This is a genomic window from Furfurilactobacillus rossiae DSM 15814 (assembly GCF_000428925.1).
Taxonomy (GTDB): Bacteria; Bacillota; Bacilli; order Lactobacillales; family Lactobacillaceae; genus Furfurilactobacillus; species Furfurilactobacillus rossiae.
The window spans coordinates 18,993-27,554 of the sequence record NZ_AUAW01000027.1; the positions used below are offsets into that span (position 1 = coordinate 18,993).

7 protein-coding genes and 4 pseudogenes are annotated in these 8,562 nt (G+C 38.4%); 9 read left to right on the forward strand and 2 right to left on the reverse strand.

Annotated features, from left to right (window positions below):
- Window positions 1-135 precede the first annotated feature (135 nt).
- The 4 genes and pseudogenes from G400_RS15345 to G400_RS16575 form a co-directional block, all read left to right on the forward strand.
- Window positions 136-975 (forward strand): annotated as a pseudogene (locus G400_RS15345) (IS256 family transposase); the annotation flags it as partial.
- Window positions 976-995: 20 nt separating this feature from the next.
- Window positions 996-1,079, forward strand: a pseudogene (locus G400_RS16620) (PbsX family transcriptional regulator); the annotation flags it as partial.
- An 18-nt stretch (window positions 1,080-1,097) separates the two neighbouring features.
- Window positions 1,098-1,520 (forward strand): dihydrodipicolinate synthase family protein, encoded by a 423-nt coding sequence (locus G400_RS15350; RefSeq protein WP_003688748.1) that lies wholly within the window; start codon window positions 1,098-1,100, stop codon window positions 1,518-1,520.
- Window positions 1,521-1,590: 70 nt separating this feature from the next.
- Window positions 1,591-1,725, forward strand: a complete 135-nt coding sequence (locus G400_RS16575; RefSeq protein WP_003645890.1) for a hypothetical protein — start codon at window positions 1,591-1,593, stop codon at window positions 1,723-1,725.
- A 77-nt stretch (window positions 1,726-1,802) separates the two neighbouring features.
- Here G400_RS16575 and G400_RS15355 read toward each other — a convergent pair.
- A pseudogene (locus tag G400_RS15355) lies at window positions 1,803-2,186 on the reverse strand (transposase); the annotation flags it as partial.
- Between the two features lie 291 nt (window positions 2,187-2,477).
- Between G400_RS15355 and G400_RS0112160 the strand changes: the two are divergent.
- Entirely contained in the window at window positions 2,478-3,047 is a 570-nt protein-coding gene (locus G400_RS0112160) for a recombinase family protein (protein ID WP_017261412.1), read from the forward strand.
- Window positions 3,048-3,141: 94 nt separating this feature from the next.
- On the opposite strand, the gene G400_RS0112165 is transcribed toward G400_RS0112160, so the two are convergent.
- Window positions 3,142-4,986 carry an MFS transporter gene (locus G400_RS0112165; protein ID WP_017261413.1) on the reverse strand — a complete coding sequence of 615 codons (1,845 nt, stop codon included), beginning with the start codon at window positions 4,984-4,986 and terminating at the stop codon, window positions 3,142-3,144.
- Between the two features lie 164 nt (window positions 4,987-5,150).
- Between G400_RS0112165 and G400_RS0112170 the strand changes: the two genes are divergently transcribed.
- The 4 genes and pseudogenes from G400_RS0112170 to G400_RS15360 all read left to right on the forward strand — a co-directional run.
- Entirely contained in the window at window positions 5,151-5,726 is a 576-nt protein-coding gene (locus G400_RS0112170; protein WP_017261414.1) for a TetR/AcrR family transcriptional regulator, read from the forward strand.
- Window positions 5,727-6,000: 274 nt separating this feature from the next.
- Window positions 6,001-6,786, forward strand: coding sequence for a ParA family protein (locus G400_RS0112175; RefSeq protein WP_017261415.1), 786 nt, complete (start codon window positions 6,001-6,003; stop codon window positions 6,784-6,786).
- 45 nt (window positions 6,787-6,831) lie between these two features.
- A complete protein-coding gene (locus G400_RS0112180) occupies window positions 6,832-7,035 on the forward strand; it encodes a hypothetical protein (protein ID WP_017261416.1) in 204 nt (67 codons plus the stop codon).
- 619 nt (window positions 7,036-7,654) lie between these two features.
- Window positions 7,655-8,476 (forward strand): annotated as a pseudogene (locus tag G400_RS15360) (replication initiator protein A); the annotation flags it as partial.
- Between the last annotated feature and the right edge of the window lie 86 nt (window positions 8,477-8,562).

The window sequence follows — 8,562 nt, forward strand, 5'->3', positions numbered from 1 at the left end:
GAAATATGCCTACTTTAGTTACCGCACTAACATTAACAGATGTTACACTCTCCACTGGAAAAAAACTGCGGTTATGTCCGTATAATTGGTGTAAATTCTAAATAGGACTTTGTGAAATCTGAAAGGAACTTCATTATGCCAAAGGTTGAATTAAATTTAGAAGATGACGAATTAAAGGAACTATTACTAGGTGATCGGGATAAGGCCATGCAATCAATTATGACCAAGATCCTTGACGAAATTCTTAAGTCCGAAGCGACTGAGCAGATTAAAGCTAAGGCTTATGAACGTTCGGATGAACGAACCAATTCACGGCATGGTTATCGGGTTCGTCAGCTTACCACCCGCGTAGGGTCTCTAGAACTACACGTTCCTAAACTCCGTCATGGCAATTTTTCAACACAGCTGTTCAAACGCTACCAGCGTAGTGAGCAGGCCTTTGATTTGGCATTAATGGAAATGGTAATCCAAGGTGTTTCAACACGTAAAGTAGCTGAGATTACTAAGAAGTTATGTGGGACAGCCTTTTCTAAAAGTACGGTCTCGGCTTTATGCAATAATTTGGACGACCAAGTGCTGGATTTTAACCGACGTCCCCTTACGCAAAAGTATGCTTTTGTGTATGCCGATGCAATTTTATTTAAGGTACACCGTGGTCACGTTGTGACAAGTAATAGCTTACTTGTTGCGATTGGAATCGACCCTAGCGGTCGTCGAGAAGTGCTCGGTTTTGATATCGGTGATAGTGAATCAAAAGCTGCATGGATGGACTTCTTTAGTGAACTTAAACAGCGGGGCCTTACCAACGTTGATATGTTTGTTTCAGACGCTCATTGTGGCTTAAAGGATGCAATCACTACGCAATTTCAGGGTAGCCTTTGGCAGAGATGTCAATTTCATTTTAGTAATGACTGTACAAGTATTCTGGCACTCAAGGATCGTAAAGAAGTTGCTAACCGACTCAAAGATTTATTTAGGCGAATTGTAGAATGAGGTTAGCCAGTCATTGGCAAGATGACGGGAAAAGGGATCACGAGCTTGATTGGGGAAAGTCAGAAGGTAATGAACTTCAATGGTAAGCCAAGGTGATATATTTTATGTTAACTTTAATCCAAGCCGTGGTCATGAACAGAATTGGAATCAAACAATGTGGTTCCGATGAAGAATTGGCCGCAATTGTTGAAAAGGCGCCTAAAGATTTTCTCGTTTACACGGGCGAAGATGCTCAGAGCTTGACCACCCTCGTCTTGGGTGGTCAGGGAACGATTTCAGTGGCGAGTCATTTATTTGGAAATGAAATGGCGACGATGCGCCGCGCCTTGAACCACGGCGATATCACCCAAGCAGGGCAAATTCAACGACGTTTAATGCCGAAGATGGCAGCACTATTCACACAACCCTCACCGGCACCCGTCAAAGCGGCGCTGAACGCCCAACACTGGTTAGTCGGAAGCACGCGCCTACCAATTTTACCGTTAACCACCAATGAACAAAGTCAACTACTCAACAGCTTAAAATAATGCAGAACGGTTGGTAGTACCTGGCAAAAGCGCGTATACTGAAACTAAAATAATTAGGAAAGTGGTGACCATGATGTGCGGTTGGGCTTTTACTGGCGGTATGCCCTTTATGTGGATGGGTGGCGGCTTGGGCATTATCAGCTTACTGATTCTGTTAGCCGTTGGTGCTTACTTTTTAGGGACACGTTCACGCCATCACGATTAAAGTTCTCATTGGGATAATCAAAAAAGACTTTCAAGGCACGGCTTGATAAAGTGAACCCTTAAAATTAGACAACTTTATTAAGCTGCTTTCTGGACGGTAAGTTCCCGGTATTTTACCGGGGACTTGCCGTCCAGTTTTGTTTTGATGCGCCGATGATTGTAGAAGTCTATCCATTCGTTCATAGCTTCGATAAGCGCTGTTTTGGTCTCAAAATGTTCATCCATAACCTCGACTTTCATAATGTGAAAAAACGACTCCATGGCGGCGTTGTCGAGACAAGTGGCTTTACGTGACATACTCTGAAAAACATGGTGCTCTTTAAGCGTGTTTTGCCAGTGGCGATGCTGATACTGAAATCCTTGGTCAGTATGGACAGTCGGCCGATAATCTAACACCGGTATTCGATTTAGGGCTTCTTGCAAAGGTTTTAAAGCGAATTCAACGGTCGGGTGGTCACTGATATTGACAGGGGACCACATTCTTGGTTTTCTTTAAACAATGTGGATACAATACGAAATTAGAAAGTAGCATCAAAAACGGCCATTAGGGTATACTCTAGTGGCCGTTTTTAATTTCGTGATGTAACTAGATTTATAGATGTTCATTAGGAGTTTCCAAATTAGACCCTGTAACAGGAATAATAGAAAATGGCAGTGACACAACTTAACAGTTGTGGCCTCTTTTTTGATGCTGTATAATTAAAGGGTTAGAACCGTGTCATTACTTAATGACATAAGTCAGGAGATAAAAGAATGAAATATGGCTATGCGCGAGTCAGTACCACTGATCAAAAATTAGAAAATCAAATTGAGTTACTAAAATTGGCGGGAGCAGAAAAAGTCTTTCAAGAAAAATTTACTGGGACGACAACTGAACGACCAGAGTTTCAAAAACTATTGCAAGCTCTAAAAACAGATGATACTTTAATTGTGACTAAGTTGGATCGGTTTGCGCGGAATACACGTGAGGCTTTAACTATCATCCAAGAGCTGTTTAACCGGAACATCAAAGTTAATATTTTGAACATGGGATTAATTGATAATACACCAACTGGCCAGCTCATTTTCACAATATTCAGTGCTTTTGCGCAGTTTGAACGGGATATGATTGTCACGCGCACACAAGAAGGCAAGTTGTATGCCAAACAACATGATCCGTTATTTCGGGAGGGTCGACCGAAAACTTATTCTGATGAACAGATCAGATTTGCCTACGAATTACGAAAACAGGGCATGACCTATAAAATGATTGAACGAAAGACGGGGATTAGTAAACGCACGCAACAGCGACGATTTAAATTAGTTAAAAACAATATATTTTAAAACTGTTTACACCATACCAAAAGGGGCTTCGAATACGAGGCCCCTTTTAGATTTAGCTAGTAATCCGTATTAAAGTTAACAGCTAGCTCCCAGTTCAACTTTTTAATGGCTTGCGATCTGTCAACAAAGCAATCGGCGACAGAATCAAAACAATCACCGCTCCTACTAAGTAGGTATAACTGAAGGCCTGACTGAGTTGTCGATTCTTAGTATGCTTAATTTTTCTCAAAGCTGTCGTTAAAGCTTCTTTTTGTGCCAATTGTTTGAGACCTACTAACAATTTTTTCTGACCCTGGCTTATTTTCTGATTACCCAAATTAATTTTTTGAGAAGCTACTGATAGTTTAGATATAGCGGTATTTTGATTTTCTAACTTGGTTAAGGTAAGTGCTAGTTGCTGGTTGCCCGCTTTTAAGTTGTCAGTAGCTAGTGCTAACTTCTTCTGGGCTTGATAGACCTGGTGAAGATCGGTTCCCTTTTGGGGCTGTGGTAAATCAACTTGAGATTTGGCCGCTTGTTTAAGGGCACGTCTTAGGTTCGTCTGTTTGTTTTTAGTTGTTAATTTGGCTGATCCAGTAGTGGAAAATAGGCTATTCAATTGTTGATGAGCCACTTTATTTACTTTGGGTGATAATTGCTGTCGATCAACAATTTGAATGGCATCTTGATGAATATGCTGCTTAGCTGTATTGACATTATTATCAAGGACCGTTACTAGAATTGCAATTCCTAAACAGGTGCCAATTTGACGTGCTGCGTTAACAATTCCCGAACCAATCCCACTTTTATTTTTTGGCAAATGCTTAACTGAGGCCACTAACGAAACCGAAGAGAACCCAAAACCAACACCGTTAATCACCAGAAAAGTAATGATAACAGCTTTAGGCGTTGTGGTGGTGATAAACGACAAGAGCAGTAAACTAGCTGCCATGACTAAGAGGCCAATTAAAGTAACCGGAACTGCGCCAACTTGATCAAATAGCTTAGTTCCTAAAGGCATCGCCACCATGATTGTTAAAGAAACTGGAATAATAATTAGGGCTGCATGTAACGCTGTATCGTTCAGAACGTCTTGTAAAAAGTAATTTAAAATCAAGGTGGGGCTAACTAATGCAAAGCCGGTTAAAAAGTAAACTAAACTAGAAGCAGTGAGAGTTTTTTCACGAAACAAATCTAATTCAAGTAGCGGGTGTTTGACTTTACTTTCGATAAAGATGAACAATCCAATAGCTAATACGCCGCCAATGAGTGTTCCTAAGATGATGCCCGACTGCCAACCATATTGGCGGCCTTCTAGTAGGCCAAAGGTTAAACCACCCAAGCCTAGTGTTAAAAGAATCGTTCCTGGTAAATCAATTCTCCCCGCCAAGGATTCGTCATATGATTCCCTTACCCCCATAGCAACAATTAGAAAGGCTACGATGGTTAAGGGGACATTAATGCCGAATACCCAGCGCCAAGAAGCATATTCAATAATCACACCACCAATCGGTGGCCCCCCGGCAGCGGCTAAAGCCGTTACCGCGCCCACAACGCTAGCAATTTTGGACATATGCGCTTTGCCAAATATTTCAATTCCCATTGGTAAGACAATCGGGGTGATAATGGCACCGCCTAATCCTTGAAAAAATCGAAAAGCAATCAATTCTGGTAACGATGTTGCCAGCATACAAGCCGCTGAAAAGCCACCAAATAAGGCTAATCCTAATAACATAATTTTTTTACGACCATAACGATCAGCAATCTTTGAACCAGTGATCATAAACACGGCTAAGGCTAACGTATAGATGGTGGCAACCCAACTTGTATCAGTTAGACTGGCATTAAAATGGGTCATAATTTTGGGTAAAGCAATGTTGACGATAGTACTGTCTAAGGTGCCCATAAACATCGCAATGGTTAACCCGATAAAACTGATAATTTTAGTAGCTTTTGACATCTATCAAGCGCTCCTTTCGGTAACAGATGAATATAAAGGAAACATTTGTTACCTTTATTTGCGACTTTTAGTATAATTAGTCCTAAACATTAAAACAATCCTTATTGGCTAAGTGCTACAGATTGCTATAATTTGTTACCGATAGTAGAGGAGATGTTAATAAAATGAACGGAAAGCAGCGTATGGTTGAGCAGTCTAAGCAATGGTTATGTGACGCCCTTATAAATTTAATGACGAAAGAGAATTTTCAGGATATTTCTATTACTGAAATTGCCCAAACCGCTGAATTATCACGAAAAACGTTCTATCATTCTTTTAAAAATAAAGAAGCGGTTATTAATTACCTGTGTGATCAGTTGTTCGATCAGTACTTTGAACAATTGCTCCAACAGAAACCGCAGGTAGGGGAAATGATGCTAAAAACTACTTTTGACATTTTTTTAAATTTTTGGTGGCAAAAACGAGATTTAATTCAATTATTGATCCGACAAGGCTTATTTGATCACATGAATGAAATTTGGCAGCAAAAAGCAATCCCCCGTTATCAACAGTTTGCGGCTCCCTGGCATGTTCAGGGCACTCCTACCCAAGTGAATTATGTGATGGCTTTTCAACTAGGTGGTTTTACCAATATTCTACGTGTCTGGTTAGGCCAAGGTAATCCTGAGCCACCAGAACAAATTAAGGACGTGATGTTGTTGGCTGCTCGCCAATTAGCAGATAGTCTGCATACAGACTAGACATAATTACAACAAACGATCTCTAGTTAAAATTGCTCTATTCCTAATGAATTCAGCATCTTTAACATCAACCATTACTAGGTCCGATCGCAACCATAATGTGATATTTGATGTACTAACTGAAATTATCTATGTACTTATTAGATTATTCCAGTAAAACAATGGCCTACAAGGTGACTGTTGAAAAGACAGACATAAAAAACAATCGACTTAAAAATCACGTCATTGCATATCATAGCATGATATGATATGATAGTGAATAAGGAGGAACACTATGAAAATAATTACTTTTTCTGCTATTAAAGGTGGGGTTGGTAAAACAACCTTAACCTTTAATTATGGTGAATGGTTGTCTTGCAAGGGATATAATGTTTTGCTGATTGATAGCGACCATCAATGTAGCCTAACTCAAACCTATGATATTTATAAAGACCATGGAACCTTATCTGATATTTTTACAAAAGACAGTGAAAAAGCAGAAATTATTGAATTACACAAGAACTTATCAATTATTCCTGCTTCTATGAATTTGGATACAATCAACAATGATCTTCAAACGAGAGCCAATAAGGAATTATTAATGTATATGTGGTTCTCCGACAACTATGATAAATTGAAAGATTTTGATTATGTACTAATAGATACACACCCAGACTTTTCAACAATTACACAGAACATGATTGTTATTTCAGATTTCGTGTTCAGCCCAATTGAACCAAGTGAATATGGTTTTATTTCAAAAAGTAATTTGGAATTGCGAATGGAGCAATTGAAACAAGATGTAATAAATGTTGAAAATCGGAAAAGTTTTGTAACAGCAGAGCTTAAATTTATTGGGAACAGAATAAAGCATAATACTAAATCTTCACATGAATTTGTAGAGCAAATGGAAAAAGATCCACGAACAATCGCGTTAATTCCAGAGAGAGAAATATTTAATAAAACAACACTTAATCATGAACCATTGATTAATATGGAAAAAGAAAATAATTCAACGCAAAAAACAAGAGAATTTTTTGATAATATTGACAATATCTTTGATACTTTTACTAGACAATGATCATATCATGATGTGACATGCTATGATATGGAAAGGATTAACATTATGGCATTTGAAGATAAAATGAACCAACTAAAAAAAAGTATGAACAGCAGCTCATTAACAAATGAAGATCCTGCACCCAGAATTTCAAAGTCCTATACTTTAAAACAAAACATTGCTAACGAATTAGCAATACGCGCTAAAGAAAAAGAGTTAACAGCTTCAAGATATTTAGAACAGTTGTTGAAAAAAGAGTTTAATCTGTAGTTTTAGAACATTCACCATAAGGAAACTCTTGTTGGGATTCCAATTAAGGATAGCCAATGGTTATTTCCAGTACAACATTGTTACCAACCGAATGTTGATAGTATATAAGACCAAATAAAGTTGCCGGTAAGTAGGCGCTATGCTAGACTAAGATTAATTTAACAACCGAATACAAAGATCAAGCTAAACAGAAAAAATCCCCGATTCACGAGGAATCAGGGATTTTAGGTTTAGCAAGTAGCTACCATACAGCTACTTAGATTCAGTCGATTTTCACCGCCAAGTTAAAATCGACTGAACATTGTTCTTAATTTGTAGGTTAATTATACCGCAAACCAGTCCTAGAGGACAAGTGAAGGATAGTTAAAAACAAATTAAACTCAATGGACTAAGTAGCTAATTGAAGCTATTTAGTCCATTTTTGTTGTTAGAAACTAAAAAAAGTTGCCGAGTGGGCAACTCACAAACAGACACATGCTGGTGAAAGTACAAAGCCGATCACTACCAATGTTCGCTTTGTACTTCAGTTAGAGCATATCAGATTTGTATTTTAAAGCAAATCAAATGTTTTAGCAACTCTCTTTTGAGACAGTGTGTGCCAAGAAAGGGAGATTTTATTATGGATCAAAAAAATTTCGACTTTTATAAGAGAGACAACGTATATGGAACTTTATTTTTCCAGTTTCCTAAAGTATTGATGTATGGCAATCAATATAAACACCTAAGTAGTGATACTAAACTAGCCTACATGGTCCTCAAAGATCGGCTAGAATATTCACTACGAAATAATTGGGTTGATGAAAATGACAATGTCTATTTTGTCTTTACAAACGAGGAATTAAAACAATTATTCGACTGTTCAAATACAAAAATTGCTAAAATAAAAAAAGAACTCGAGGGAGCTCATTTGTTAATGCAGAAGCGAATGGGTTTTCAGCCAAAAGCGGGTCGTCAACTACCCAATCGGTTGTATTTAGCTGAACTAAAAGTTAATGAAAAAGATGTTTATTTGAGAGAAAAAAGTCAAAATAATTCGCAAACCCTTGATACAAGCAGACTTCCGAAAAACGGAAATCAGCATGATACCGTTGAAACCCTTGATACAAGCAGACTTCCGAAAAACGGAAATCAGCATGATACCGTTGATAATGAGGCTCAAGTCCTTGGTACAAGCAGACTTCCGAAAAACGGTCACGATCTATATAAAGACTCTAAAAACATAGATACTAATAGATACAATATAGATACTCAAAAGTTGGACTTTTCCACATCTCATTTCTCACCAGCTGAAATAGACAAGCAAAACCGTGATTTAGTCACCCATGCTAATGAATTCTTAACTGATGAAGACAGTGGCTTACCAGTTTTCTTAGAACCCGAAGCGGTTCAATTACTTAGCTTTTGGTGCCGAACCCCGCAACAGATGCGTCGGGGTTCTGGTGCAAAGTTTACTCAGGGAGAGTGCATCCTGTATCATGAATTGAAACTGGAGGTTTTCAGATGACTGATCATTTTAAAGGACGGCAA